Raw genomic sequence first — 24,507 nt, forward strand, 5'->3', positions numbered from 1 at the left:
GCGCGATGCTGACCTTAGCGTGCTCCCTGCTGCGATGTCAATGGCTTTTAGCTATCCCTGCTGAAGCGAAGCTGGAAGCGCACAGCCAGTTCCCGCAGCACGTCGGTTTCCTGGCGTGGCATGGCGAGTGCGACGTGCATGTCTGGCCGTACCAGGTAGGCGGCGTCCTGCAGCAGGCCGGCGTGGGCCGCCTGCTCGCTCCATGGATAAGCGTGCAGCGGCAGACGCAGGGCTTGCGCCGCCGCCGTCAGGAGCGGACTGGCCTGGCCGTAGACGTGGATTTGCCAGTCCAGCGTCTGCAATGACGCGAAGTTGTCGGGCACCCAGGGCAGCCTGTCGCCGCCGATCACATCGCCCGCGCGGCCGCCGCTCAATGCGCTGTCAGGATAATGTATCAACACTTGTGAAACTGTTTTAAACAAGGTGCGCCGCGCCGCCGCAAATCCGCTCAGGACCGGGAACACATGCGGCAGCAGCCAGCTACGCAGCAGCTGCCCGCCGGTGCCCTGCGAGACGATCAGCTGGAAAGCGCGGTCGGTGGTGATGACCAGTTTGCGCGCGAAGACGATGCGTTCTGCTTCGTAGGTGTCGAGCAGTGAGGGATCGGCGCGACCTTGCAGCACGTGCGCCAGTTTCCAGGCCAGGTTGACCGCGTCGCCGATGCCAGTGTTCATGCCCTGGCCGCCGGCGGGACTGTGAATGTGGGCCGCATCGCCGGCAATGAAGCAGCGGCCGGCGCGGAAATGCGCAGCCACGCGATGATGCACGCGATAGGTGGAGAACCAGTTGACCCGTTCCACCTGTATGCCGAGCAGCGGTTCCAGTACCGGACGTATGTCCTCGAAAGTTGGCTGCTGCGGTGCGCCCTCTGGCATCACGCCGATCAGCCGCTGCATGCCGCTGGAGCGTACCGGCAGCATCAGCGCAAAGGTCTGGGCGCCCAGATTGCCGATCAGGTCTTCGTTGGGCGGTCCGCTGACCTGCGCGTCGGCCACATAGAACTGGTGGGCATAGGTGCCGCCGGTGAAATCCAGTTTGAGCGATTCGCGCACGCGGCTGCGGGCGCCGTCGCAGCCGCACAGGTACGCGCTGCTGCAGGTGATGCGGTCGCCGCCGTGTTCCAGCACGGCGCGTACGCCCCATTCATCCTGCGTGAACGATTCCAGTTCGGTATTCCATTCCACTTCCACGCCTTCGGCTTGCAGCTGGGCCGTAAGGAAGCGTTCGTGGTCATCCTGTGGAAACGCCAGCACGAAAGGATAGGGGCTGATGCCGGTGCCGATGTCCTTGAGCGGCAGTGCGGCGATTTCCTCGCCATGTTCGCGCAAATGGATGGCTTCTATCTTGATGCCGAGGTTGACCACCATGTCGCCAAAGCCCAGCTGGCGGTAGAACTCCAGCGTCCGCGCGTGGACCGCCATTGCGCGGGAAGCCTGGCCAGGTCCGCTGTTTTTATCGATGATACGGACCGTAACACCCCGTCTCGCCAATGCGATGGCAAGCACTAAACCGGTAGGGCCGGCACCGACGATGAGCACTTGGGTAGCCATGAAATCAGTCTACAGCGACGGCAGATTGCGGTGCGCGCAATTGAGTCTCCCCGGTCGGCGCCGGCACTGGTATGATATGTTTATTTTTATTTAACTGTGTGCTGGTTGTATGACTCACTCTACCACCCGTCGCGCGCTGATGCTGGCGCTGGTTTCCACGCCGTTTGCGCGAGCGGCAGACCTGCTGGACCAGGCCCCTACTACCGTGCAGCTGTCGCCGACGGCGCAACTGGCCTTGCTGGAGAAGGAATCCGGCGGGCTGTTGGGTGTCGCAGCGCTGAACACGGGCGATGGCCGTCAGCTGCTGCATCGTGCCGATGAGCGCTTCCCGGTTTGCAGCACTTTCAAGATGATGCTGTCGGCCGCAGTACTGGCGCGCGATCCGGCATTGCTGAAGAAGCGCATCCCGTACGAGAAAAGCGACCTGGTACCGCATGCGCCCATCACGAGCAAGCATGTGGGCGAGGGCATGACGGTGGCCGAGTTGTGCGAGGCGACGCTGCAGTACAGTGATAACCCTGCCGCCAATCTGCTCATGAAGCAGCTCGGCGGACCGGCTGCAGTCACGGCATATGCACGTTCCATCGGCGATAGCGAATTCCGCCTGGAGCGCTGGGAGACGGAGCTGAACACCGCGATTCCCGGCGATCCTCGCGATACCACCACGCCGGAGGCGATGGCAAGGTCGCTGCAAAAGCTGGTGCTCGGCGATGCGCTGCCGCCAACCCAGCGCAAGCAATTGAAGGACTGGATGCTAGGGAATACTACCGGCGCCACCCGCATCCGCGCCGGCGTGCCCGCCGGCTGGCCGGTGGCCGACAAGACCGGTGCGGGTGATTACGGCACGGTCAATGATATTGCGGTCATCTGGCCGCCGGGGAAGGCGCCGATTGTGCTGGCGGTGTATCTTACCCAGCCTGGCAAGGATGACAAGTCGCACCCGGAGATACATGGCGAGGTCGCCAAAATCGTGATCGAGGCATTCAAATGAAAGAACTGAAGTTCAAGGTCTTTGGTTCCTTCATCGCCGTGACCGGCGCGCCCGGTGCGTGGCGGGCGTTTTACTTCGGTGCGGAAGGCAAGCGCCGTCCTGCGGATTTCATCATTCCCGGCGACGTCGCCGAGCGGGATCTGTGCGAATACCTGTCCGACCTGTTGCATGAAGATGCGACGCCGCGCAACCACACTGCGGTGCAGCTGTCATGACGCACGACGGCGCCGTACAGCAGGCGGTCGACGCCTATCAGGAGGGCCGCTACGAAGAGGCTTTGGATCTGGTGCAGGCGCTGTTTGAGCGTGCCGACCGTACCCACTTCATCACGATGTTCACATGGAGTCAGCTGATTGAACACCATGCGCCCGCGCGCGACGCCCTGGTCCTCAAGCGCGAAGCGCAAGTGCGCCTGCTGTTGCAGGGTGACGTGACATTCCAGATGCGCGATGGCCGCTGGCCACGCTCGCGGTTTAGCGTCATCCATGAAATCAACGACATGCTGAATGACAGCCGTGCGACCTATGAGTTGTTCCTGCAACTGCTGGAGACGCAGCCGGAGCAGGCCGACAATGAGTCGTATCTTGCCTTGCCTGCCATCGTGGCGGCGGGCGACTACACGCTGGCCGAGCGTTATCTTCGCAATCCTCTGGAGCGCCTGGATGAACTGAATCAGACTTCCATCAGGTTCCCTCTGTTTCCGCCAGCGGGCCAGGCGCCGCGTCTGGCGGCGGAATTGAGCAATTACGTCAACAGCCTGTCCTTATGCCTGAACGTGCTGCTCGGACGTGGCCAGATTGCCGAAGCGGAGTCGCTGCGCGAGGCGGCATTGGCAGGGCTGCTGGACGATAAGCTGCGCGCACTGGCGGTACGCCAGCTTGCCGATCCAGGCACCATCTCACGCGAAGTCTCTGCGAGAATCGAATGATGAAAACCTACCATGGCAGTTGTCACTGTGGAGTGGTGACTTTTGAAGCGGATATCGATTTAAGCCAGGGCACCATACGCTGCAACTGCACGATTTGCACCAAGGTGCGCTTCTGGCCGGCGATCATCAAACCGGACGCCTTTCGTCTCAAGTCCGGCGAGGATGATCTGACGCTGTACCAGTTCCTCACCAAGACCGACAAGCACCTGTTCTGCCGCCACTGCGGCGTGCGCTCCTTCGGCATCGGCCGCTCGCCGCGTTGGGGCGATTTCTACGCAGTGAACCTTAGCTGCCTGGATGATGTCACGCCCGAAGAATTGGTGAACGCGCCAATCACTTACCTCGACGGCAAAAACGACAAATGGGAAACGCCGCCAGCAGAAACGCGGCATCTTTGAAATGAAGCACATCACGTTCAGGAACTGTTCGCTGGCGCTGGGTATATTGGCCAGCGCAGCAGTCATCTACCTGATGTATCAGCATTGGCTATTTGAACAGTGGGCGCGTGAGCAGGCGGCTCACGGTTACTTTATCTGCGGTATGTCGGTCATAGGCGTGGTGATCGGGGCAGGAGTTGCGCTGATCGTTGCTGCAATCGGTAGCGTGCTAGGCCTGATAAGCTATTGGCGTATTTCCCGTCCCCGGCCGCGTCGGCGTTTGCTGGAGCCCTTGTTGATTGTCGCCTTTCCTCTGTTTTGTATTTTTGTAGGCTTGTATCGATGGTAGTACGTTACACAAGAGAAGAAGACTGGCAGGAACTGAAACGTATCCGCTTAGCGGCCTTGCTGGACGCACCCACTGCGTTTGGCGTGGCGCATGCTTCCGCCGCTGCGTACACGGACACCGGCTGGCAAGACCGTGCGGCAGGTCGTGGACCCGCGCGGTATCTGCTGGCGTTTCAGGATGGTGCGGCAGTCGGCATTGTCGGGCATGTCCCGGTCAATGCGCAGACCCTTGGCCTGATTGCCATGTGGGTGGCGCCGGAAGTGCGCGGCACCGGCATCGCGAAGTCTTTGGTGCAAGCCGTGCAATCCCACGCTGCATTACACAACTACGTGCGCGTGACCTTGGATGTAGCTCCCGAAAATAGCCGTGCCGCAGCCTTCTACCTGAAGCAGGGCTTTACCTTTTTGCCTGAATGGGAAGCGCTGGAAAGCCATCCGGCTATCCAGTTGCAGAAGATGGCATGGCGCCACATCAGCATTGGCGTCGCCACAGAGACAGAACTGGCCGCTGTGGCAGGCTTGTATCAAACCGTCGGCTACGGCGGTGGCGTTTCCGCTACGGACGTGACCCTGTGTGCAAAAGCAGGCACCCGCCTGGCAGGCGCTGTTCGTCTCTGCAAGGAAGAGGGCGTGATGGTCTTGCGAGGCATGCACGTCCATCCAGACTTTCAGCGACAGGGAATCGGCAGCCTGCTGCTGACGCACTGCATTCCATACCTGTCACAGGGCGAGTCGTACTGTCTGCCGTACGATCACCTCGTGCAGTTCTATGAACAGGCGGGATTCAGGATTGCCGCTGTTGCCGGGTTGCCGCCATTCCTGGCAGAGCGCCTGAATGGCTACCTCGCATCCGGCCAGCAGATAGTGGCAATGAAGCGCCCTGGCATCCTGGGAAAACAATCCACGATCTCAAACACTGCGCAGACATCCGCTCCGTGACCTAGCTCCATATCGTGGTCCGCGCAAACCTGGGCAAGTTCGGGCAAAACCCCGCCTTGCGCGAATTCCTTTTGCAGACTAGCGAACGTGTGCTGGTCGAGGCCAGCCCCGTGGATAACATCTGGGGCATCGGCCTTGCCTTTGACGACCCGCGGGCAGAAAATCCGCTCGAATGGCAGGGACTCAATCTTCTCGGCTTCGCCCTGATGGAAGTGCGCGCCCGGCTTGATTTAGCCAATCATTGAAGCGGAACGCGCGCCGCGCTTTCTCAGGCTGCCGGCCTGGAGAAGATGTTGACCAGGTTGCCGTCCGGGTCGCGCAGCAGTAGCGAGAGGTTCCCCCAGGGCATACGCGTTGCGGGCATGACCACCTCAATTTGCTCTTTGATTGCGAGCTCGCTTATGGCCGGGACGTCGGCCACCTCAAATTCAAGAATGGCCGAGCGGTTGGCCGCTGCAACCGCAGCGTCAGCGTTAAAGCGGGCTACCAGCGCCTGCGACGATATCGCCAGCACCGCGCCATCAAAGCGCACTTCCGCGAAGCCGTCGGCCAAACGGACAGGGTCAATCCCGGAGATTTTTTGGTAGAACGCGAGGAGCGGTTCAAACTGCGCGGTGACCAGACGGATGGATGCGAATTTCATAATGGGACTCCAATTCAAAAGGAGCCCCAGTATATGGACGGGCACTGTCAGTTTTTGTCAGGAGCTTTAATCGTCCAGCCCTTTGCCGGCCAGGATGCGTTGAACGCATTTGTCGATGCGGGATTCGCGCGTCTTTGCCTGTTTGGCCGACGAGAAGTGCAGCAGGTAGCCGCGCTGGCGGCCGGGCGTCAGTTCTTCGAAGGCGGTGCGCAGGGCCGGGATCTCATCCATCTTGCGTTCCAGCTCTTCGGGGAAGGAAAATTCCGCAGTTTTTTTGAACGCCACCTTGGCGCCGGACTTCTCCAGCTCGATGGCGTTCTTGATGTAGCTCTTGAGTGTCTTTTCCAGCTTGGTGATCTGGTCGAGAGAAGTGAAGCGGACCTGGCGCGCGGCCTGCACGTTTTCTGTTTGCTGGACCAGGATGCTCTTGGAATCTTTCATCAGCGCGCCCTTGAAGAACAGCAGCGCGCAGTAGTCTTTAAAGCCGTGCATCAGCACCACGTTCTGGCCATCCAGCGTGTAGCAGGGCTGGCCCCACTTCAATTCTTCGCTCAGGTCACTCGACTGAATGATCTCACGCAGCGCCGCGAATTCAGCTTGCCAGCTGGTGGCGCGGTGCATGAACGCATCAACTTTTTCGCTGCTCATGTGGTCTCCTTATTTGCTGGATATGCCGCAAATAATATCGCATTGTGTAGAGCGCAGCGCGGTAATGACCTGCTGATACTGCGTGCTGAATTCAGGGGGCATGTTCGCTGCCTGCATCAGCCAGAATTTGAGCGCGGCTTCACGACGCTCCAGATCAAACACCTGAGAAAACGACGGTGTGACATCTGCCATCGCGGACATCATCTGCCGGCGGTTTTCAAAGCGGATCTCGGAGGTGCCAGCACTTTGCGCCGTGCCGAGATAGGCCTGCATCAAACCTTTGCGCATCTGCTCCAATCCTGCGCGGCGCTCATTGGTCATTTCTTCAGGCTTAAGATTTTTCGTCAACTCGGCCAGCAAAGGCATTTGCCTGGCCTGGCAACGCAGATTGAATGCCATCACCAGCGTCATTTCGTCCTGGTAGGTGAGCGCATTGCGCGCGCCCACCGCAGCGACGGCGGCAGCAACGCGCTGAGGATCGGTGATTGACTTGTCTACCTTCGCCGCCAGATCGTACAGCAGGTAGCCGATGACGATCTGGTTGGCCTGGCTGCACATGGTATTCAGCGATGACATGTCAGCGCTGGAGAAGGTTTGCGTGTCCAGGAAGCGCCTGTGGTCAGCCAGCGTATTCAGAACTTGCGCTGTAAGCGGGTCACTGCGCCTTGGCATGCCATGCTGGCTAGCTGCGGCAGTGCTGAGTTGTGCAAACTGCTGTGCGGCCAAGGCGTATTCCTCATATGGCGCCGCCATTGCAGCAAGGCTGGCAAGGCAGAACAAAGTACAGGCAGCGCGGTGGAGGCGTTTGATCATTGTCGTGGTGTTGTCGTATCTGAGGGACGGTAGGCCAATGTACCGGCCATCCCGGCGGGAAGTACAAGCGATTGCAAGTGGATCGCCGCGTCCGGCGCATGGCCGGTCCATTCGGATAAAGCCAGGCCAGAGAGTTTTAACCGCGCCTCGTATCGGGTCCAGGCTTCGGCGAGGGCGAGAGGGCGGTCCGGCGCAGCCAGCAATGCGGCGACGGCATCCTGCCCCAGATAGTCGCGGGCGACTATCTGCCAGTCGGGGATGTCCTGAATCTGCATCAGGTCCGCGCCGACAGGGCCTTGCAGATTGATTGCGGCGAGCGCGTAATTGCCGTCGTGGCTGAACGAGCAGCCGATACGGCATACGCTGCCGGCCAGCAGGATGCGTGGCGGCTCGCCCGGTTGTGAGGCGATGCTGATGTCGCCAACGCGCACGCGAAGCACGGCGGCCAACGCCTCGCGGGTGGCGAGGCGAATCCGGCTGCGGGCGATATCACGCTGAGGACCTGCCGGTGGCGGCGTGGCCGTGAGGTCAATCAGAATCGCAAACAGGCCGTCCTGCGGCACCGGCACGGGACCGGGCCAGAGCTGGACGGCCAGTGTTTTCATTTGCGCGTCGGGGCCGCCGGGCAGCCTGCCCAGTTGCCGTTGGCCGGGATGTGCTCACCTTTCATCACCAGCGTGAGCGGGCCAAGGCGGGCGTTATCGCCGACCGCTGCGCTGTACAGCACCGCCGCGCGTGGCCCCATGTAGACACGCTCGCCGATGAAGACATGGTCGATTTTCATGACGCGGTCTTCAAACAGGTGCGTCTGCGGGCAGGTCAGCGCATTCAGTTCGCTATTGTCGCCGATGCGTACGCAATCGAATTCGGTGATGTCGGTGGTGTCCATGTACACGCCTTTGCCTATGCGGCAGCCCAGCACATTGAAGGCCAACGGCAGCCACGGCGTACCGCGCAGGTAGCGCATGAAGTTCGGCACCGCGATCCCTTCGTACAGATTGGTCACGCCTTCGGACAACCAGACAAACGGCGTCCACATGGGTTCCGACTGTTTGCGATAACGCCCGATCAGCAGCCATTTAAGCAGGACCACGAAGAAGTAATTGCCGATGCCGTAGCCCAGGCCCGCCAGCGCCAGGTCCCAGATCACTTCGCCCCAGCGTCCTGCGCCTGCGGCAGGCATCACGGCCAGCACCAGCGTGTAGCCCACCGCAATCACCAGCGCGTGCGGCGCCACGATGCGGAAGGCCTCGATCAAACCACGGCCCAGGCGGCGCAGTGGCGACGGGTGAAAGGTCAAATGTTCCGGATAGCCGCTGGTCTGCTCGCGCGCCGGCAGATTGATCGGCGGGGAACCGAGCCAGGTGTCGCCGTCCTTCATGTGTTGATTATCCGGCGCGCGCGAATGCACGCCGATCAGCACATGCTCGGGCAGCACCGTGCCATCCGGGATGTAGGCGCCGTTGCCGACAAAGCTGCGGTGTGAAATTACCGTCGGCTTCATGACCATCCAGCCGCCGTCGATTTCCTCGTCGCCCAGCATCACGGCGTCGGCGATGAAGGTTTCGTCACCCAGCGTCAGCATGTCCGGCACCACGCCCAGCGCGGTGGAAATTTCCGCATCCTTGCCTACCTTGGCGCCGAGCAGGCGATACCAGTATGGCGCATACACCGTCGCATAAATGCCGTGCAGGACGTTCAGGCTGGATTCCTGGATTTGGCTCACCAGCCATTTGGCGCAGTAGGTATTGCCGTGCACGGGGAACTGGCCCGGTTTCAGGCGCGGCAGCGCGCTCCAGCGGATGCCGGCCGACACCAGCGCAGTCAGGATGATGAGCACCGCGCTGGCCGGGAAGGCCAGCAGGAAGTAGCGCAGCAGGCGAATTCGCATGTCGTCGCCCTGTATCCATGGCAGCCAGTTGGCCTCGTCGAACCAGTCGATGAGTACAAAGCTTGGGAATACCGGCATGAAGAACAGCGTCACAATCAGCAGGGTGCCCAGGATGAAGAACAGCGCTTCCGCCGCATGACGCGCGGCGCCAGTGGCTGGACGCGGTGGCAGCGTTCTGGTGAACGCGCCCATGTCACGCGCTGGCGAACCTGCCCACACACGCCCTGCCGGTACGACGCCGCCGTCGGCCAGTGCGGACTGGCCTTCCAGATGGCCCAGCGCCTCAACGCGTGTATTGCCTTCCATGATGGCGTAGGAACTGATGCAGGCATCCTGCTGCAGCGTGATCTGGCCCAGATGCAGCTGTCCGCGTTCGACGCGGGCGTTTTCAAAGTTGACCGCGTTGCCGATGCTGACCTTGTCGCCGATGTGCAGCAGGTCCGGTACGCGCAGCGTCATCGAACCGATGGTGACGTCCTTGCCAACCTTGGCGCCCAATGCACGCAACCACCATGCGTTGAGCGAGGACCCGCTGAGCAGATAGGCCGGCGCGGCTTCGACCAGGCGGTCGGCCAGCCACCAGCGGTAGTAGGTGATGCCCCACAGCGGGTAGACACCGGCTTTCAGGCGGCCGGCGATGAGCCATTTGCCAGCGATGGCGATACCGAATTCCATGATGGTCGCCAACAGGAACACACCAACTGACGCGGCGATCGCACGCACCACCGAGTCGCCCGGATCGCCGGTGAAGAAGTGGTAGGTGAAAAACGGCGCCAGCCACTGCGCCATGCGCAGCGTGACCAGCGGCGGCATGGCCGCAGCTTGCGCTATGCCGCATATCCAGCGTTTCAGCGTCGAAGGCGGCGTCCAGTCCTGTTCTTCGGCGCCGGTGTCCGGCGCGTCAGCCAGCACCTGGGCGATTTTGCCGATCTGGCGTTGCTGATAGATGTCGCGCACGGTGATGTGGGCGTAGCGTGGATCGGCACGCAGTGATGAAGCCAGACGGGCGGCAAAGAAGGAATGGCCGCCAAGGTCGCTGAAGAAGTCGGCCTGGCGCAGGATGGGCTGGCCGGGGAACAGCGTCGCCAGCGCGGCAAACAGGGCTGCTTCTGCTGGCGTTTCGGGCAGGTCCGAGTCTTCCGCGCTGCCGGCTTGGGCTGCGCTGAGTGGCCGGGCTTTCAGTGTTTTGCGGTCGATTTTGCCGGAGGTCAGGCGCGGCATGGCGTCCAGCATCTCGTAGCGGCTGGGGACCATGTACGGCGGCAGCTTTGCTGCCAACGCGGTGCGCAGTTCGCGCGGCTCCAGCGCGGCTGCGCCTTCCGGGACGATGTAGGCGACCAGCTGGTCGATGCCGTCGTCCTTGCGCAACAGGACGGCAACCGTGCCGACGCCAGGCTGCTGCGCCAGCAGGGCTTCGATTTCGCCGAGCTCCACGCGGAAGCCGCGGATTTTGACCTGGTCGTCGGCGCGGCCCAGGCAAACCACTTCGCCGTCAGTGCCGATGCGGGCCAGGTCGCCGGTGCGGTACAGGCGCGCATCATGCGGGCCGCTGGACCAGGGATTGAGCAGGAACTTTTCCGCCGTCAGATCCGGGCGGCCCAGATAACCCGCCGCCAGACCCGGGCCGGTGATGCACAACTCGCCCACCTCGCCGCGTGCGAGCAGGCGCAGTGCCGGTTCATGTGGTGCGGTGGCGGCGATGGCCGGTTCGGTGTTGGTGTCGATCACCAGCAAGCCGTAGTTGGGCAGCGGTGTGCCGATGGTGACTGGCTGGCCGGGCTGCAGGCGCGCCAGGCTGGCCGATACGGTCGCTTCGGTCGGGCCGTAGGTGTTGAACATCTGCCGGCCGTCGCGCGACCAGCGCTGCACCAGCGATTCCGGGCAAGCCTCGCCGCCGAGATTAATCAGGCGCAGGCTGGGCACTTCCTGGTTGAACAGGGCCAGCAGGGTCGGGACGGCATGCAGCACCGTCACGTGGTTTTGCTCCAGCATGCGCGGCAGGGTTTCCGGATCGCCGCTGATTTCCTTGGGACCGATCCACAGCGTCGCGCCGACCAGATACGCGATCCAGATTTCTTCGAACGACATATCGAAGGCCACCGAAAAGCCTTGATAGACCTTGTCGCTGGCCTGCACGCCCAGCACCGCGTTCTCGCTGCGCAGGAAGTGGCAGATGCTGCGCTGGGTGATGAGAATGCCTTTGGGTTTGCCGGTGGAGCCGGAGGTGTAGATCACGTAAGCCGGTACGTCGGGCGAGACGGCGCCGCGGCGCGCCAGCACTTCGCCGGCGGCGGGAGCGGCCAGCAGGGCTTCGGCGGTCCACACAGGCTTGCCGATGCCGTCCAGGCGTGGCGCCAATGCCGCGCTGGTCAGCACGCCGGCGCCGGCGGCGTCATCGAGGCAGACCTGCAGGCGTTCGACCGGCGTGTCTTCGTCCACCGGCAGCCAGGCCAGGCCGGCTTTGGCGATACCGGCTTGCAGCACCAGCAGCTCGATGCCGCGTGCCAGCCACAACCCGACGATCTGGCCGGGCTGCACGCCCGCCGCGATCAGACGCGCGGCAACCAGATCGGCCTGGGCGTTCAATTCGCGGTAGCTCAAGGAACGGTCGCCAAAAATCAGCGCCGTCTGGTCAGGCGTGCGTGCGGCAGTGGCTTCCAGCAGGTCGGCAAGGATTTCCTCGCGCAGTAAATGGTCCTGCTGCGGGCCAAAAAGAACATCGGGATTGAGCTGTATTACGCGTTGATTCATGCTGATACTTTATTCTGATTTAGCCGCCATTGTACGGTACGCCAGTTGGTTCCCCTAGGGGGAGAATGCAAGTTCTGCTTACAGCCTTTACAATAGGAAATACGAGTTGAAAATCGAAGGAGCCGCATGACTACGAATCACCGTCCATTCATCGCCCCTGAGCAGTTTGATGACGCCCAGGCGGCCTATGACCAGGTGTTGGCTATCTATGAAACCAACATCGCTTATTTGCGCGACTCCATGAAACGTTTTGTCGCTGGCGAAGACGTCGGCGACCATGTCCGTGCCTGTTATCCCTTTGTCCGTGTGCATACCGACACCGTGGCCCGCGCCGATTCGCGGCTGGCGTTTGGTTTTGTGGCCGGCCCTGGCACTTATGAAACCACGCTGACCCGGCCGGATCTGTTCGCTCGCTACTATTTGCAGCAATTCAAACTGCTGCTGAAGAACCATGGCAGCCATCACGTCAAGATTGAAGTTGGCACCAGCGCGCAGCCGATACCCATTCACTTCTCGTTTGCCGAGCATGAACATATCGAAGGCAGCCTGACCGCCGAACGCCGCCTGCTGATGCGCGACGTGTTCGACCTGCCCAACCTGGCGGCCATGGACGACGGCATCGCCAACGGCACCCACGAGCCGCCGCCAGGTGAAGCGCAGCCGCTGTCGCTGTTCACGGCGCCGCGCGTGGACTATTCGCTGCAGCGCCTGCGCCATTACACGGGCACCTCGTGCGAACATTTCCAGAAGTTTGTTTTGTTCACCAACTACCAGTTCTACATTGACGAATTCATCAAGCTGGGACATGAACTCATGGCCAGTCCATCCGGTGCGCCGGGCGACGATTACATCGCTTTTGTCGAGCCGGGCAACCTGGTGATGCGCCGTGTGGGCCAGGCCGTGGCGCCGGGTGACGCCCACGGCGCGCCGCTGCCGCGCATGCCGCAGATGCCGGGCTACCACCTGGTGCGTGCCGATGGCACCGGCATCTCCATGGTCAATATTGGCGTCGGTCCCGCCAACGCTAAGACGATTACCGACCACATCGCCGTGCTGCGCCCGCATGCCTGGCTGATGCTGGGGCACTGCGCCGGCCTGCGCAACACGCAGGAGCTGGGCGATTACGTGCTGGCCCATGGCTATGTGCGTGAAGATCACGTGCTCGATGAGGACCTGCCGCTATGGGTGCCGATTCCGCCGCTGGCCGAGGTGCAGGTGGCAATTGAGGCGGCGGTGGCGGAAGTCACGCAGCTCACGGGGCATGACCTCAAGCGCGTGATGCGGACGGGTACGGTGGCCAGCACCGATAACCGCAACTGGGAACTGATGCCGCAGCGCACCCCGGAGCGCCGTTTCAGCCAGAGCAGGGCGATTGCGCTGGACATGGAAAGCGCCACCATTGCCGCCAACGGCTTCCGCTTCCGCGTTCCGTATGGGACCTTGCTGTGCGTGAGCGACAAGCCCATGCATGGAGAAATCAAGCTGCCCGGCATGGCCAACCAGTTCTACCGCGACCGGGTTGACCAGCATTTACGCATCGGCATCCGCGCGATGGAACTGCTGCGGGCGCTGGGCGTGGACAAGCTCCACAGCCGCAAGCTGCGCAGTTTTACGGAGGTGGCTTTCCAGTAAAGCGGCGACGGTGAGAATGTGAGATTTTTTGTGGCTTGCGATCAAGTATCCTGCGTGTTCATTAATAAAAAGTGGACTGAACATGAAATTGATCCTGGCTAGCCTGGGCGCCGTTGCGCTGTGCACATCGGCCGCCTGCTTTGCTGCTGACAGCCCGGCCACTGTCGCCCAACAGTTTGTGGACGCGTTGCAGCATCACCGCGTGAACGATGCGGCAGCGATGTTCGCGCCGGGCGTGGATGCGGCAGCAACGGCGCAGATGCTGAAGCGCGCAGATGACAGCGTCGGTGGTTTCTCGACGATGCACGCGATTCCCATGCTGCCGGACGGTAAAACCATCAAGCTGCTGGTTCCGGCGCGTAATAATGCATCCCTGCAGAAGTTCGTCCAGTTTCGATATGGCGCCACTGCAGACGATGGGCAGCCGGTGTTTTACGAGTTGAACCTTGCCGACGACAGCAATGCGCCGCAAGTGCTGTCGTTTGATCTGCATTTTCCTGCCGCTGACGCCAACACCAGCCAACGCGCTAATAAGCTGGTGCGTGCTGTGCTTGGGTTGTCCGCGCAGCCGGTTTCTCCCCATGAAGAGGCGAACATGAACAACGTGGTGCATCTGGTCGTCAGCGACGACAGCTATATACACCTGGGTGATAAAAAACTGCGCACCCGGGAAGAAGTCACTGCCGCCCTGCGCATCGTTAAGGAACAAAATCCCGACGCGATTGTGTCGCTTGAGGCTGGCAGCTCAAACCAGTATGAAGCCATCGGCCAAGCCATCTATGGCGCGCATTTCGCCGGCTTTTCCGGTGAGCGTTTTCGCATGATGATTGAGGGCAAACCACTGGTGCCCTAGGAATATTGGTCAGGCACTCCGGTATTCAATTGACTATTTAAACCACGCCGCCTATATTCAAAGCCGACTTATGGTCTGCGTGGTGCGATCAGCGTCCCGACGATTTGCCGCGCAGTCTATCGCTATCTTCATGGAGGCTTTGATGTCCCAGGAACGAATTTCAGTTGATGATCTGCTGCAGAAGCAGGCTGCGCCACCCCAATTGCTGGTCACCATTGAAGCACTCACAGAACCCGATCTGGTGAAAGTCACGCCGTTTAACAGCGGCGCGAGATGTGCCTGCAACACCGCACTCAAAATCAGGAAGGAGGCCATCGACTGGGTCAAGCCGACCGACCAGACCCATGAGTGCTGCGGCAAGCAACTGATCGTGGTGGAAATTGGGTTGAAGGACGCCACGCTGGCCGACGTCCTGGGGCAGCTCGCCGCCAACGCCCAGGCCCGCTCGCTGCCTACGCCGGAACAGGCGCAAGCGTATTTTCAGGACAATATGCCTCCGGCCGGCGCGGCCCGGCCCCGCAGACCAATGGCCAAGCGCCCTCCCGGGAGAAATGAACGCCCGCTTGGCCCGGTCGGCATCTGGGACCCGGAAGAAGGCAGTTCCGGTGTCGGCGAGCAGAATACCTGCGAAGAGGCGTTCAAATATTGCAATTACTGGTGCAAGTTCTTCGGCAAGAGCTACCCGAGCGGTATCGCCAGATGCCTATGCAACTGCCAGAATGATTACTGGCGCTGCGGCGATCCGAACACCTTCATCCCGATTGACTGCGATCAGCTTTAAAGCCTGTTTTGCCCTGACGCCATTGCGCGGCAGCTTTTTTCGCACGCTTCGCAGGCGCGGACGCATTCCACCATGCCGTCCAGGTCACGGCAACTGAGCGCGCAGGCATAGCAGATGTCTGCGCACAAGGCGCACAACTGCGCGCTGTATGGCGAACCGCTCAGCTGAAGATTGGCGGACGTTTCGCAGATCGTCGCGCAGTCCATCATCAGGCGGAAGTGTTGCGGTTCGACGTGCTTGCCGCCCATCTGCAGACAGTGGCGTAATGCCGTTTGCAGGCAGGCTTGATGGCAGTTGGTGCAGGCGTCGATGCAGTCCTGCATGTCAGGCATTTCATCCATTTCGGCTCCTTGTGCTTGGCTTGGAAAACTTCCATGCTAGGCGTGGGGGTAGCCGGGCTCTGTACGTTGCCTATCTTTGGGCGGCCACCGTGCCGAACGATTCAAATGCTTCCAGCAGTATCTTGGCGCGGAAGGGTTTGAGGATGACACGGTTGACGTGGCGCTCGCGCAGTTCGCGCATCAGATCCGCAGTCGCCTGGTCCACCATGACGGCGATGGGAATGCTGGCCGCACTGGCCGACAAGCCGTTGCGTACTTTATCCAGCAAGGCCAGGTTGTAATGGCAGTTCTCATCCGCGCCGCAGTCGATCGAGATGACGGCGCCATGGAAGGCGCGCTCACGCAGCATGCGTTCCGCCGCCTGCATGCTGGCGGCTTCGTGTACCGTGCCCAGGCCCAGCGAACGCGCGGTCAGCGACACGGTTTTACGCAGCAGCGTTTGCTCTTCCACGAGCAGCATGTTCAGGTTCCTGACTGGCGCTTCACTCATGAGGGGCCTCCGCAGGATTGCCTAGTTCTTCCACCAGCAAGTCACGCAGCGAGGAGAAAATGGCCAGCTCGGTGTTGTCGAGTGTGCGCGGTTTGTGATCGATGAGGCACAGCGTGCCGATGACGTAACCGGACGGCATGGGCAGCGGGGCGCCGGCATAAAAAATTACGTAGGGCGCGCCGGTGACGATCGGATTGTCGGCAAAGCGCGCATCCGCCCGCGCATCGTGAATGACGAAGATGTCCGGCTGCAGGATCGCGTGGCCGCAGAAGGAGACGTCGCGGCCCATCTCGCACACGTCCAGTCCCACGCGGGCCTTGAACCATTGGCGGTTATCGTCGATCAGTGAGATCAGCGCGATCGGCACGTCAAACTCCTGCGCCGCAAATTGGACCACCTTGTCGAAGCGCGCTTCGGGTGGCGTGTCGAGTATCAGCATCGCGCGCAGCGCGGCGAGGCGTTCGCTGTCGTAAGCAGGGATCGGCGCAGCTAACATGGCAAGGGGCGGCGCACGGCCGCGTAGTCGTGTTGTGCTTACTCTAACATTACTGGCCACAGATGGCGCATCTGGTGCCGCGATGAGACACAATGTTGACTGAGTCAGCAATTTATCGCACAATCGGCCCGTTGACGCTAGCCGGAGTCCCCATGCCTGCCCCTGTTTTCAGCGACCGCGTTGCTGCGGTCCGTTCGTTTAACCGATTCTTTACGCGCCAGATCGGCGTGCTGCGCGAAGGCCTGCTGCATAGCGACTTTACGCTGACCGAAATGCGCGTACTGTATGAATTGGCCCACCACGGCGACCAGCCATCCGCCACGCTGTGCCGCGACCTGGGACTGGACCGCGGCTACCTGAGCCGCATCATCGCCAAGTTCGAGAGCGCAGGCTTGGTGGGCAAAGTCCCATCGGCCACCGATGGCCGCGCCAAGCTGCTGCACATGACGGAACACGGCCGCGCCGTGTATGAACCGCTGGACCGCCGCTCGCGCGAAGAAGTGGGCGACATGCTATCGCGCTTCGATGAACCGGACCAGTTGCGCATGCTGGACGCGATGAACACCATCCGCGAACTGCTCGACTCCGCAGAGGGCATGAAGTATGCGCAGCCGTTCGTGCTGCGCGCCCACCGTGCCGGCGACATGGCCTGGATCACGCGCCGCCATGGTGATCTGTACGTCCAGGAGCAGGGTTGGGACCGCAGTTTCGAAACGCTGGTAGGCCAGATCTGCGCCGATTTCGAGCGCGACTTCGATCCGCAGCTGGAGCATTGCTGGATCGCTGAAATGGCGGGCGAGCCGGTCGGCTCCATCGCCGTGGCGCGCAGCGGCGAGGAAGGCGTGGCCAAATTGCGCCTGCTGCTGGTGGAAGAGGAGGCGCGCGGCTACGGACTGGGCTCGCGCCTGGTCGACGAATGCCACCGCTTTGCGCGGAACGCGGGTTATCGCAAGATGCGCCTGTGGACCACCGACCAGCAGAAAGAAGCGCGTCACATCTACCGCAGCAAGGGCTATGCGCTGGTGGCGGAAGAACCGGTGCACGCTTTTGGGCAGGATATGGTCAACGAAACGTGGGAGCGCGATCTGTGACATCAAGTAGCTGATTGCTCCGCTGGCGCGGCTCTGGCAATATCCTCCACTAATCGTTTAAACAACATGGGGATGGTATGCAAAAGAACCGGCTGCTGGTGTGGTCCAGGCGTGTCCTGTTTATCCTATTGGCTTTATTGGTGCTGGCAATCGCCGGCGCCTGGCTGTACCTGCGCGGCAGTCTCGCACAGCTGGATGGCACGCTGAAAGCGGCCGGCCTTGAATCCACGGCCAGCATTGCGCGCGACGCGCATGGCGTGCCGGTCATCAGCGGCGGTAGCCGGGGTGACGTCGCCTATGCCACCGGTTTCGTCCATGCGCAGGAGCGTTACTTCCAGATGGATCTGCTGCGCCGTGTGGCGGCGGGCGAGCTGTCGGAGCTGTTCGGCGAACGTGCGCTGCCGCTGGATAAATCCCACCGCCTGCACCGCTTCCGCGCGCGTGCCGAACTGGCAGTCAAGTCCATGCCCGCCGCCGACCGCGCGCTGCTGGAGCGTTATGTGGCAGGCGTCAACGCCGGTTTGAATGCCCTCAGCGCCAAGCCGTTCGAGTATGCGCTGGTCGGCATGCCGCCGCGCGCGTGGGCGCCGGCCGACTCGCTGCTGGTGATCTGGGCAATGTATTTTGACCTGCAAGGCAGCCAGGAGCCGCGTGAACTGGCGCGTGGCTGGTTCAAGGAGCATACGACCGAGGAGCAGCGCGCCTTCCTCGCGCCAGAAGCGTCACCATGGGACGCGCCGCTGGATGCGAACAGCATTGCCGCCAGCGACATTGCCATCCCTGCCGCGCCGCCGGCATGGTGGGGCAAGCCGAAAGCGGCGGATGCGCCAGCGCCGGCCAAAGTGGCGGCGGCTGAATTCCTCAATACCGTTGGCAGCAACAACTGGGCGGTGGCCGGCAGCCGTAGCGATACCGGCGCCGCCATCGTGGCCGATGATATGCACCTTGGCATCCAGCTGCCCAACACCTGGTACCGCGCGGCCCTGCAATTCCCGGACGGGAAGGGCGGCCAGCGGCGCCTGGTGGGCGTGACGTTGCCAGGTACGCCGTTTGTGGTGGTGGGCAGTAACGGCCGTGTAGCGTGGGGCTTCACCAACAGCTATGGCGACTACATGGACTTCATTGCACTGGACACGGATGCCTCCAGACCCGGCCAGGTACGCACGCAGGCGGGTTGGGAGACGCCGGCCGAAAACGAGGAAACCATCCTGGTGAAAGGCGCAGCGCCGGTCAAACTCATCGTACGCGAAACCTCGCTTGGACCGATCCGCGAAGCGCTGGGCCGCAGCTATGCGCTGCACTGGACGGCGCATACCCCAGCCGCCACCAACTTCAATGCACGCAACCTGGAAGTGGTAGACACGCTGGAACAGGCGCTGGCGATCGCGCCGACGCTGGGCATCCCGGCGCAGAATTTTGTCGGCGGTGACGACAAGGGCAATATCGGCTGGACGATCGCCGGTCCGCTGCCGCGCCGCGCACCGGCTGGCGTGGCGTCGACCTATCCGATGACGGCCGATGATGCGGCGGGCGTATGGCAAGGCTGGCTGGCGCCGGAAGAGTATCCGAAAGTGATCAATCCCGCCGATGGTCACATCGCCACCGCCAACAGCCGCCAGCTGGCAGGCAACGGCGCGGAGAAAATCGGCGACGGCGGCTTTGACCTCGGCGCGCGCACGCATCAGGTACGCGACGACCTGGCGGCGCTGGGAGCGAAGACGGACGTGAAAAAAGTCTACGCCATCGGCCTTGATGACCGTGCCGTATTCCTGACCGCCTGGCGTGAGCGTGCGCTGGCCACGCTGGATGCCAAGGCGATCAACGGCAACGCGCAGCGCACCGAAGCGCTGGCGCTGTTGAAGGATAACTGGAGCGGCAAGGCCAGCGTGGATTCCGCCGGCTACCGCATCACGCGCGGTTTCATGTACGCCGTGTACGACATCCTGTACGAGAGCGCCAACGCCGAACTGGCCAGGGTCGATAGCAAAGCCAGCATGGCGTCGGTCAGCTCGCGCTGGCCGGTGGTGGTGGCGCGCCTGCTGGACCAGCAGCCAGCCGCCTGGCTGCCACCGCAGTACGCGGACTGGCAGGCCTTGCAGCTTGCCGCCATGGACCGCGTCATCAAGGACCTGACCAAAGATGGCCAGCCGCTGGCCAAGGCGACCTGGGGCCAGCGCAATACGGCGGCCAGCGCGCATCCGTTTGCAGCGGTGCTGCCGGTAGTGGGCAAATACCTGAAGGTGGCGCCGGATATGCTGCCGGGCGACCAGCACATGCCGCGCGTGTCCGGTCCCACGTTCGGCCAGTCGGAGCGCCTGACCGTGTCGCCGGGCCACGAAGAGCAGGGCATCTTCAACATGCCGGGCGGCCAGAGCGGCCATCCCTTGTCGCCTTACTTCCTGGATGGCCGCATGGACTGGGTTACTGGCCGTGAGTCGCCGCTGCTGCCGGGACCTGCGCAGCATACGCTGACGTTTGTGAAGTAAGCGGGCCGAGACCGAACAGTGGGCGCAGCACGGCGATGCGGCGCACCACTTCAAAGACACCGAAGCTGAAGCCGAAGGTCAGCACGATCAGGAACACGCCTTCGATGCCTGGCGCCAGCTTGATTGGCTTCATCCAGTGCGCCATGCTGACGATCAGCGTCTGGTGCAGGATGTAGACCGGGAACACGGCTTCGGTCAGGTAGCGGCGCTTGGCGCTGTCGAAATTCAGATGGCGGCGGCCGAACCCGCACACGGTCAGGATGGGCGTCCACTGGCACAGGCAGTAGATGACGCGGAATACCGGCCGCCATTGCTGGACTTCGGGCGTGTTGGCCAGCGCTTCCGGCATCGACCAGTAGCACACGATCAGCGCCCAGCTGGTAAGCCACAGGCCAAGACTGGTCCAACGCAGCGTTTCGATTTTCGCCCACAGGCCGCCTTGCACCGCCATCAGTGCGCCCAGCGAGAACAGGAAGAAGTACTGGGCGTGGTTGTACCAGTCATTGGTCAGCGCGTGCGTGGCGGGGAAGCGGTCGGCCAGCGTGAAGCGTGCGATGGCCAGTACCAGCACCGGCAGCACCACAATTGTCCAGCCGCTGAGCAGACGGCCCAGTGCATCGCTGGCTTTCTGGAAGCGCGCGCCCAGCAGCCACACGATCAATCCGGCTATCATGGTGTAGGCCCACAGATAGGCGACAAACCACAGGTGGTTCCAGGTCGGCATGGCGAGGCAGTCGGTGCCACGGCAGAAGCCATGGTAGCCGCTTACATACAGCCGCATGAATTCAGCGTAGCTGCCTTGGTAGGCGACTTTTTCCACCACTTCGAAATACGCCTGCGGCGGCACGATCACGAACATGCCGAAGATCAGCGGCACCAGCAGCCGCCAGCTGCGCTGCCTGAGCAGCGCGCCGACGCGGAATTTTTTCAGCATGAAGGCGGTGGCCACGCCCGAAATCATGAACAGCAGGCCCAGACGCCATGGCGACGACAGGATCATCAGCGGCTCGATGGCATCGCTGGCGAAAGGACTTTTCACGTGCCAGTCCCAGGTCACGTAGTACATGCCGGTGTGGTAGAAGATCAGCACGCAGAAGGCGAAAATCCGTATCCAGTCGAGGAAGTAGAGGCGGTTGCTATGATTCATTCTGGCTCCTTTTTGTAATGAATCCAGATTAATGGCGCCCCGTGCCTGCGTCCATCGCCGTGGGGCGAAATGGGCGCATTTTGGGGTGAGCCGGACTTGTTTAGTTGATACAATCAATCTCCGCCCAACCAACTGGAGGTAACTTTTATGAAGATTGCCGATGTCGATTTAAGCGTGACCAATGATGGTTTTCTGAAAGTGGACGCCATGGCGACCACGCCAACCCTGGGCTGGACCAATGTTGGCCTGCAGCCTGTGGAATACGTGATGTTTCCGGGAGATGGCGTTCTCGATATCCAGCTTGTGGGCACGGCGCCGGTGGGGGCCGCTGCCACCAGTATCGGACACTTTCCGGTCAGTGTTGTCGTCAGCGACAAGCCTGAAGTGAGGGGTGTTCGCATCAGCTGGCAAAATGAGCGGTTGATTACGGTATTGAGGGCGGTAAAAAATGCAGAAGATATCGGCAAGGCGCCGATATTCCTGGAGGCTGGTTCGATTCAGGGCGATCAGCTGTTTCTGAACGTGCGCTATGCCGGTGGCTGCGGGCCGCACAGTTTTCAGCTTGGCTGGGATGGTGCGTTCCTGAAGTCCTTCCCGCCGCAGATCATCCTGCGCCTGAGCCACAACCCGTTGCAGGACGAGTGCAAGGCGGTGCAGAGCGAGCTGCTGCAATTTGATCTATCGACCGCGCTGGGCGAGACGCCGCCTGAACTCATGAAGATTCACGTGGCCTCGGTGCAGAATCAGATCTCGATTGACGTCCCCAGGTAGCGTCAATTGCACTGGTAGATTTCCAGTGCCCCGTTATCTGCTGCGCCGTCCGCGACATGCCAGCCGGTGAGGCCAAACGGGGTTTTGACGAGCAAGGTGGCGCCGGTTTTTTGATCCTTCCCGGGCTGCAGGCCGATCACGAAGGCTGTCGTTCCTGGCGCGAGTGTCGCCACCACGTTTTTGCTGGCAGGCGATTCAAACAGCCGGACCGTCCCTTGTACCTGCGTTTCTGTGCCGATGTAGATGAGTGGCTGCACGGCTTCGGCGAGCGCTTTTTCTTTTTGAACGATCTTCCTGGTATAGCGCGGCCCGCATAGCGACAGGTGCAGCTGGTTCAGATACGCCATGCCGTTCCCCGCGAAATACCATTCTGCGTCATCAGGATTGAACACGGCATACTTGCCCAGCACCGCCCCGGTCACCACGTCCACCAGCTCGTAGTAGGAAGGGAAGTGCATCATGTCTTCGATCATGTCGACATGGACTTTCAGCTTGGGCCCGAAACTGACCGTGCCGAGACGCGTCCTGTTGTAGTAGGCCTTGTCGTAGGCGCCTTGTGGTACTGGCTTGCCGCTCCACTTCACAAACTGCGATGCAGATTCGACGTGGATATGCGGCGCCACTAGCGCCTTTTCGTTAAACAGCGGCGCGGCGCCGGACAGCGCCGGTGCTATCGCCGTCAGAAATACCGCGATCAGCTTTAAGGGAGAGATGGACATGTCTAGTTCGCGGATGCCGAGGCGCCCGGCAGGTCAGGCACTTGCAGGATGAACTGGCTGCGCAGGTCGCGCACCATTTTCTTGATGTCGGCCTGCATGGCCAGTTGATCTTCCGGCGTGCAGACTTTGGTGCCGGCCTTGCCGCTTTTGAGGCTGCGTTCAATCACCAGCTTGCCCTCGGTCTGTTTGAACCTGGCATGGTACTGGAAGTAGGGACTGGCGATGTCCACGTCGGGCGGCACGGCGAGCAGCCTGGCGTTCTGCGGAAACTGGTAGCTTGCCTGTTCTTCGAAGTCGTTCTCATAGCAGATGAAAGGCTGGGTACGGGTCGTTTCGTTGGTCATCCTGAACACCTGATTCCACAGCCCGGCATACAAGCTGCTCGCTGCAACCAGGCCAACCGTTCCTGGCAGGTAGGCCCAGTTTTCTCCTTTACCATGCAAGCTATATTGATAGCCTTTGCCGGTGTTCGTATTATCCGGATCACCGGCGTCCACAGTGCCGCTGCCTTTGATGCCATTTGCCTTGAGCAGGCTTTCGACGAAGCGGCTTTGGTCGTTCTTGTTCCAGTTCTGTATTTCGGTACGGACCTCTTCTTCCCAGGAGCCCAGATTGTCGCGTGTGAATCTGAATTGGGCTGAGCCGTCTGCGGCAATCTGCACCGTATAGACATTTTTGACCTTGCCCGCTTGCGATACCGGCGTATGGCCCATGGCGCCAGTCCGCGTCAGGATGACCTGCTTGTCCAGATCCCAGAACGGCAGATAGCCGACGGCGAGATTGTTTGCAGTTGAATCGATGTATAAATCGAGACCGGGAATATAGGTAATCACATGATTGAACGGCTCCATGTGGGCTACCGGTGACAGCTTGTAGGCGCTGCCATAGTTGATCAGTGCTGGCGTGCTGTCGATGCCTACAGCGCCCAGCATGGCCTCCATCAGCGCAACGTGATCCTTGCAATCGCCGTAGCGGTTCTTCAGGATTGATTCTGCGCTGTGCGGTTCGATGCCGCCGTTGCCAATGTAGACTGCGACGTAGCGGATATTCTTGCGTACCCAATTGCCGATGGCATGTGCTTTTTCGCGCGGATCGCTGAGCCCTTGTACCAGTTCACGCGCTTTAGCTTCGATATGCGGCGTAGCCTTGGCGGCTGCCTTGGCAGCGCGGTCGTACGCGAGGCCGATGGTGCCGTAGCTGTCGAAGGTCGAGACAATCAGATGCTGTCCGTAGTCGGAGTAAGCAACGGCGTCGGCTTCAATGCGCGCATTGTCGGCAGGCAGATAGTCCCAGCGGTAGACAGTGCGGTTCTCGTGCTGTTCCGGCGGGCTGGCCATGTAGCCGCGTTCGTCGACTTTGAGCTGCATGTCCGCGGGCAGGTCGTAGATCAGGGTCTGCTGCTTGGTCGGATTGAAGTAAGGCGTGGTCCTGTCATAAAACTGGCCACTAAACTGCGCACTGCTGCGCTTCCTGCGGATTTTTGAATACAGCTTGTCGCCCACTTCCACCTCGGCATAGATCACCGTTTTAACCTGCATGTCCTGGAACATGGGCGCACCCGCGTAGGCTGGTTCCTGCTGCAGCTTGATCTGGCCGGGCAGCACCGCTATGCGGCGGCCATCGGGTTTTTCCGTGTAGGCTTCGACGATCTCGACGTCTTCCAGCGTGCGGTTGAAATGGAACTGGCGCTGGGCTTCACCGGCAATGGCGCGCTGTTCATTCAGCTGCACCAGCGTTTCTTCCGTCGACATATAGCTGCCGTCACGCTGGACGACGAAGTGCTGCAGGTTTTTTAATACGGACACCGATCTGTCAGTGCCA

At 61.3% G+C, this 24,507-nt stretch carries 24 protein-coding genes and 1 pseudogene; 13 read left to right on the forward strand and 12 right to left on the reverse strand.

What is annotated here, in order from left to right; genetic code table 11:
* Positions 1–47: 47 nt before the first annotated feature.
* The gene (locus BUA36_RS09930) at positions 48–1,550 is read right to left on the reverse strand and encodes an FAD-dependent oxidoreductase (RefSeq protein ID WP_072784018.1); all 1,503 of its coding nucleotides are present in this window, start codon (positions 1,548–1,550) and stop codon (positions 48–50) included.
* A gap of 109 nt (positions 1,551–1,659) precedes the next feature.
* Here BUA36_RS09930 and bla point away from each other — a divergent pair, with 109 nt between their 5' ends.
* From bla to ybiA, 7 genes and pseudogenes are all read left to right on the forward strand, one after another.
* Positions 1,660–2,541, forward strand: coding sequence for a class A beta-lactamase (bla, locus tag BUA36_RS09935; RefSeq protein WP_072784019.1), 882 nt, complete (start codon positions 1,660–1,662; stop codon positions 2,539–2,541).
* Positions 2,538–2,756 (forward strand): DUF7661 family protein, encoded by a 219-nt coding sequence (locus tag BUA36_RS09940; RefSeq protein WP_072784020.1) that lies wholly within the window; start codon positions 2,538–2,540, stop codon positions 2,754–2,756. The genes bla and BUA36_RS09940 overlap by 4 nt, the downstream gene beginning before the upstream one ends.
* The gene (locus BUA36_RS09945; RefSeq protein WP_072784021.1) at positions 2,753–3,469 is read left to right on the forward strand and encodes a hypothetical protein; all 717 of its coding nucleotides are present in this window, start codon (positions 2,753–2,755) and stop codon (positions 3,467–3,469) included. Before BUA36_RS09940 ends, BUA36_RS09945 begins: the two co-directional genes overlap by 4 nt.
* Positions 3,466–3,867 carry a GFA family protein gene (locus tag BUA36_RS09950; RefSeq protein WP_072784022.1) on the forward strand — a complete coding sequence of 134 codons (402 nt, stop codon included), beginning with the start codon at positions 3,466–3,468 and terminating at the stop codon, positions 3,865–3,867. Before BUA36_RS09945 ends, BUA36_RS09950 begins: the two co-directional genes overlap by 4 nt.
* 1 nt (position 3,868) lies before the next feature.
* On the forward strand, positions 3,869–4,195 hold the full coding sequence (locus BUA36_RS09955; RefSeq protein WP_072784023.1) for a hypothetical protein: 327 nt from the start codon (positions 3,869–3,871) through the stop codon (positions 4,193–4,195).
* Complete coding sequence (locus BUA36_RS30680; RefSeq protein WP_167544273.1) at positions 4,189–5,133, forward strand: GNAT family N-acetyltransferase; 945 nt, start codon at positions 4,189–4,191, stop codon at positions 5,131–5,133. Before BUA36_RS09955 ends, BUA36_RS30680 begins: the two co-directional genes overlap by 7 nt.
* A gap of 11 nt (positions 5,134–5,144) precedes the next feature.
* Positions 5,145–5,378: pseudogene (gene ybiA / locus BUA36_RS09965) on the forward strand (riboflavin biosynthesis intermediates N-glycosidase); the annotation flags it as partial.
* 23 nt (positions 5,379–5,401) lie between these two features.
* Here ybiA and BUA36_RS09970 read toward each other — a convergent pair.
* From BUA36_RS09970 to BUA36_RS09990, 5 genes are all read right to left on the reverse strand, one after another.
* Positions 5,402–5,776 (reverse strand): VOC family protein, encoded by a 375-nt coding sequence (locus tag BUA36_RS09970; RefSeq protein WP_072784025.1) that lies wholly within the window; start codon positions 5,774–5,776, stop codon positions 5,402–5,404.
* Positions 5,777–5,842: 66 nt separating this feature from the next.
* On the reverse strand, positions 5,843–6,424 hold the full coding sequence (locus tag BUA36_RS09975) for a YdeI/OmpD-associated family protein (protein WP_072784027.1): 582 nt from the start codon (positions 6,422–6,424) through the stop codon (positions 5,843–5,845).
* 9 nt (positions 6,425–6,433) lie between these two features.
* The gene (locus BUA36_RS09980; protein WP_139260463.1) at positions 6,434–7,237 is read right to left on the reverse strand and encodes a hypothetical protein; all 804 of its coding nucleotides are present in this window, start codon (positions 7,235–7,237) and stop codon (positions 6,434–6,436) included.
* Positions 7,234–7,842 (reverse strand): 4'-phosphopantetheinyl transferase family protein, encoded by a 609-nt coding sequence (locus BUA36_RS09985; RefSeq protein WP_072784031.1) that lies wholly within the window; start codon positions 7,840–7,842, stop codon positions 7,234–7,236. The genes BUA36_RS09980 and BUA36_RS09985 overlap by 4 nt, the downstream gene beginning before the upstream one ends.
* Positions 7,839–11,879: a Pls/PosA family non-ribosomal peptide synthetase gene (locus BUA36_RS09990; RefSeq protein WP_072784033.1), complete on the reverse strand. Its 4,041-nt coding sequence runs from the start codon at positions 11,877–11,879 to the stop codon at positions 7,839–7,841. Before BUA36_RS09990 ends, BUA36_RS09985 begins: the two co-directional genes overlap by 4 nt.
* A gap of 126 nt (positions 11,880–12,005) precedes the next feature.
* Here BUA36_RS09990 and BUA36_RS09995 point away from each other — a divergent pair, with 126 nt between their 5' ends.
* The 3 genes from BUA36_RS09995 (at position 12,006) to BUA36_RS10005 (ending at position 15,145) form a co-directional block, all read left to right on the forward strand.
* Positions 12,006–13,511, forward strand: a complete 1,506-nt coding sequence (locus tag BUA36_RS09995) for an AMP nucleosidase (protein ID WP_072784035.1) — start codon at positions 12,006–12,008, stop codon at positions 13,509–13,511.
* 82 nt (positions 13,512–13,593) lie between these two features.
* Positions 13,594–14,364 carry a hypothetical protein gene (locus tag BUA36_RS10000; protein WP_072784037.1) on the forward strand — a complete coding sequence of 257 codons (771 nt, stop codon included), beginning with the start codon at positions 13,594–13,596 and terminating at the stop codon, positions 14,362–14,364.
* 142 nt (positions 14,365–14,506) lie between these two features.
* Entirely contained in the window at positions 14,507–15,145 is a 639-nt protein-coding gene (locus BUA36_RS10005; RefSeq protein ID WP_139260465.1) for a hypothetical protein, read from the forward strand.
* Here the strand turns inward: BUA36_RS10005 and BUA36_RS10010 are convergent.
* The 3 genes from BUA36_RS10010 to BUA36_RS10020 form a co-directional block, all read right to left on the reverse strand.
* Positions 15,142–15,486: a four-helix bundle copper-binding protein gene (locus BUA36_RS10010; RefSeq protein WP_072784040.1), complete on the reverse strand. Its 345-nt coding sequence runs from the start codon at positions 15,484–15,486 to the stop codon at positions 15,142–15,144. The genes BUA36_RS10005 and BUA36_RS10010 overlap by 4 nt on opposite strands.
* A gap of 70 nt (positions 15,487–15,556) precedes the next feature.
* Positions 15,557–15,976 (reverse strand): response regulator, encoded by a 420-nt coding sequence (locus BUA36_RS10015; RefSeq protein WP_072784041.1) that lies wholly within the window; start codon positions 15,974–15,976, stop codon positions 15,557–15,559.
* A complete protein-coding gene (locus BUA36_RS10020) occupies positions 15,969–16,472 on the reverse strand; it encodes a GAF domain-containing protein (RefSeq protein WP_072784042.1) in 504 nt (167 codons plus the stop codon). The genes BUA36_RS10015 and BUA36_RS10020 overlap by 8 nt, the downstream gene beginning before the upstream one ends.
* 152 nt (positions 16,473–16,624) lie before the next feature.
* Between BUA36_RS10020 and BUA36_RS10025 the strand changes: the two genes are divergently transcribed.
* Positions 16,625–17,563 carry a bifunctional helix-turn-helix transcriptional regulator/GNAT family N-acetyltransferase gene (locus BUA36_RS10025; protein ID WP_072784043.1) on the forward strand — a complete coding sequence of 313 codons (939 nt, stop codon included), beginning with the start codon at positions 16,625–16,627 and terminating at the stop codon, positions 17,561–17,563.
* Between the two features lie 77 nt (positions 17,564–17,640).
* Positions 17,641–20,049, forward strand: a complete 2,409-nt coding sequence (locus tag BUA36_RS10030; RefSeq protein WP_072784044.1) for a penicillin acylase family protein — start codon at positions 17,641–17,643, stop codon at positions 20,047–20,049.
* Here the strand turns inward: BUA36_RS10030 and BUA36_RS10035 are convergent.
* The gene (locus BUA36_RS10035; protein ID WP_072784045.1) at positions 19,985–21,196 is read right to left on the reverse strand and encodes an acyltransferase family protein; all 1,212 of its coding nucleotides are present in this window, start codon (positions 21,194–21,196) and stop codon (positions 19,985–19,987) included. The genes BUA36_RS10030 and BUA36_RS10035 overlap by 65 nt on opposite strands.
* Before the next feature lie 147 nt (positions 21,197–21,343).
* Here BUA36_RS10035 and BUA36_RS10040 point away from each other — a divergent pair, with 147 nt between their 5' ends.
* On the forward strand, positions 21,344–21,967 hold the full coding sequence (locus tag BUA36_RS10040) for a hypothetical protein (RefSeq protein ID WP_072784046.1): 624 nt from the start codon (positions 21,344–21,346) through the stop codon (positions 21,965–21,967).
* Positions 21,968–21,969: 2 nt separating this feature from the next.
* Here BUA36_RS10040 and BUA36_RS10045 read toward each other — a convergent pair whose 3' ends face one another.
* Both BUA36_RS10045 and BUA36_RS10050 read right to left on the reverse strand, forming a co-directional pair.
* Positions 21,970–22,686 carry a hypothetical protein gene (locus tag BUA36_RS10045; RefSeq protein WP_072784048.1) on the reverse strand — a complete coding sequence of 239 codons (717 nt, stop codon included), beginning with the start codon at positions 22,684–22,686 and terminating at the stop codon, positions 21,970–21,972.
* Positions 22,687–22,688: 2 nt separating this feature from the next.
* Entirely contained in the window at positions 22,689–24,491 is a 1,803-nt protein-coding gene (locus BUA36_RS10050; RefSeq protein WP_167544274.1) for a DUF3857 domain-containing transglutaminase family protein, read from the reverse strand.
* Positions 24,492–24,507: the final 16 nt, after the last annotated feature.

Origin of the sequence: Duganella sacchari (genome assembly GCF_900143065.1) — a bacterium.
Lineage (GTDB): Bacteria > Pseudomonadota > Gammaproteobacteria > Burkholderiales > Burkholderiaceae_D > Rugamonas > Rugamonas sacchari.

Bases quoted from the DNA above. Each gene is read 5' to 3' on its own strand.
- BUA36_RS09930 (WP_072784018.1), bottom strand. From the start codon at position 1,550: ATGGCTACCCAAGTGCTCATCGTCGGTGCCGGCCCTACCGGTTTAGTG.
- bla (WP_072784019.1), top strand. From the start codon at position 1,660: ATGACTCACTCTACCACCCGTCGCGCGCTGATGCTGGCGCTGGTTTCC.
- BUA36_RS09940 (WP_072784020.1), top strand. From the start codon at position 2,538: ATGAAAGAACTGAAGTTCAAGGTCTTTGGTTCCTTCATCGCCGTGACC.
- BUA36_RS09945 (WP_072784021.1), top strand. From the start codon at position 2,753: ATGACGCACGACGGCGCCGTACAGCAGGCGGTCGACGCCTATCAGGAG.
- BUA36_RS09950 (WP_072784022.1), top strand. From the start codon at position 3,466: ATGATGAAAACCTACCATGGCAGTTGTCACTGTGGAGTGGTGACTTTT.
- BUA36_RS09955 (WP_072784023.1), top strand. From the start codon at position 3,869: ATGAAGCACATCACGTTCAGGAACTGTTCGCTGGCGCTGGGTATATTG.
- BUA36_RS30680 (WP_167544273.1), top strand. From the start codon at position 4,189: ATGGTAGTACGTTACACAAGAGAAGAAGACTGGCAGGAACTGAAACGT.
- BUA36_RS09970 (WP_072784025.1), bottom strand. From the start codon at position 5,776: ATGAAATTCGCATCCATCCGTCTGGTCACCGCGCAGTTTGAACCGCTC.
- BUA36_RS09975 (WP_072784027.1), bottom strand. From the start codon at position 6,424: ATGAGCAGCGAAAAAGTTGATGCGTTCATGCACCGCGCCACCAGCTGG.
- BUA36_RS09980 (WP_139260463.1), bottom strand. From the start codon at position 7,237: ATGATCAAACGCCTCCACCGCGCTGCCTGTACTTTGTTCTGCCTTGCC.
- BUA36_RS09985 (WP_072784031.1), bottom strand. From the start codon at position 7,842: ATGAAAACACTGGCCGTCCAGCTCTGGCCCGGTCCCGTGCCGGTGCCG.
- BUA36_RS09990 (WP_072784033.1), bottom strand. From the start codon at position 11,879: ATGAATCAACGCGTAATACAGCTCAATCCCGATGTTCTTTTTGGCCCG.
- BUA36_RS09995 (WP_072784035.1), top strand. From the start codon at position 12,006: ATGACTACGAATCACCGTCCATTCATCGCCCCTGAGCAGTTTGATGAC.
- BUA36_RS10000 (WP_072784037.1), top strand. From the start codon at position 13,594: ATGAAATTGATCCTGGCTAGCCTGGGCGCCGTTGCGCTGTGCACATCG.
- BUA36_RS10005 (WP_139260465.1), top strand. From the start codon at position 14,507: ATGTCCCAGGAACGAATTTCAGTTGATGATCTGCTGCAGAAGCAGGCT.
- BUA36_RS10010 (WP_072784040.1), bottom strand. From the start codon at position 15,486: ATGGATGAAATGCCTGACATGCAGGACTGCATCGACGCCTGCACCAAC.
- BUA36_RS10015 (WP_072784041.1), bottom strand. From the start codon at position 15,976: ATGAGTGAAGCGCCAGTCAGGAACCTGAACATGCTGCTCGTGGAAGAG.
- BUA36_RS10020 (WP_072784042.1), bottom strand. From the start codon at position 16,472: ATGTTAGCTGCGCCGATCCCTGCTTACGACAGCGAACGCCTCGCCGCG.
- BUA36_RS10025 (WP_072784043.1), top strand. From the start codon at position 16,625: ATGCCTGCCCCTGTTTTCAGCGACCGCGTTGCTGCGGTCCGTTCGTTT.
- BUA36_RS10030 (WP_072784044.1), top strand. From the start codon at position 17,641: ATGCAAAAGAACCGGCTGCTGGTGTGGTCCAGGCGTGTCCTGTTTATC.
- BUA36_RS10035 (WP_072784045.1), bottom strand. From the start codon at position 21,196: ATGAATCATAGCAACCGCCTCTACTTCCTCGACTGGATACGGATTTTC.
- BUA36_RS10040 (WP_072784046.1), top strand. From the start codon at position 21,344: ATGAAGATTGCCGATGTCGATTTAAGCGTGACCAATGATGGTTTTCTG.
- BUA36_RS10045 (WP_072784048.1), bottom strand. From the start codon at position 22,686: ATGTCCATCTCTCCCTTAAAGCTGATCGCGGTATTTCTGACGGCGATA.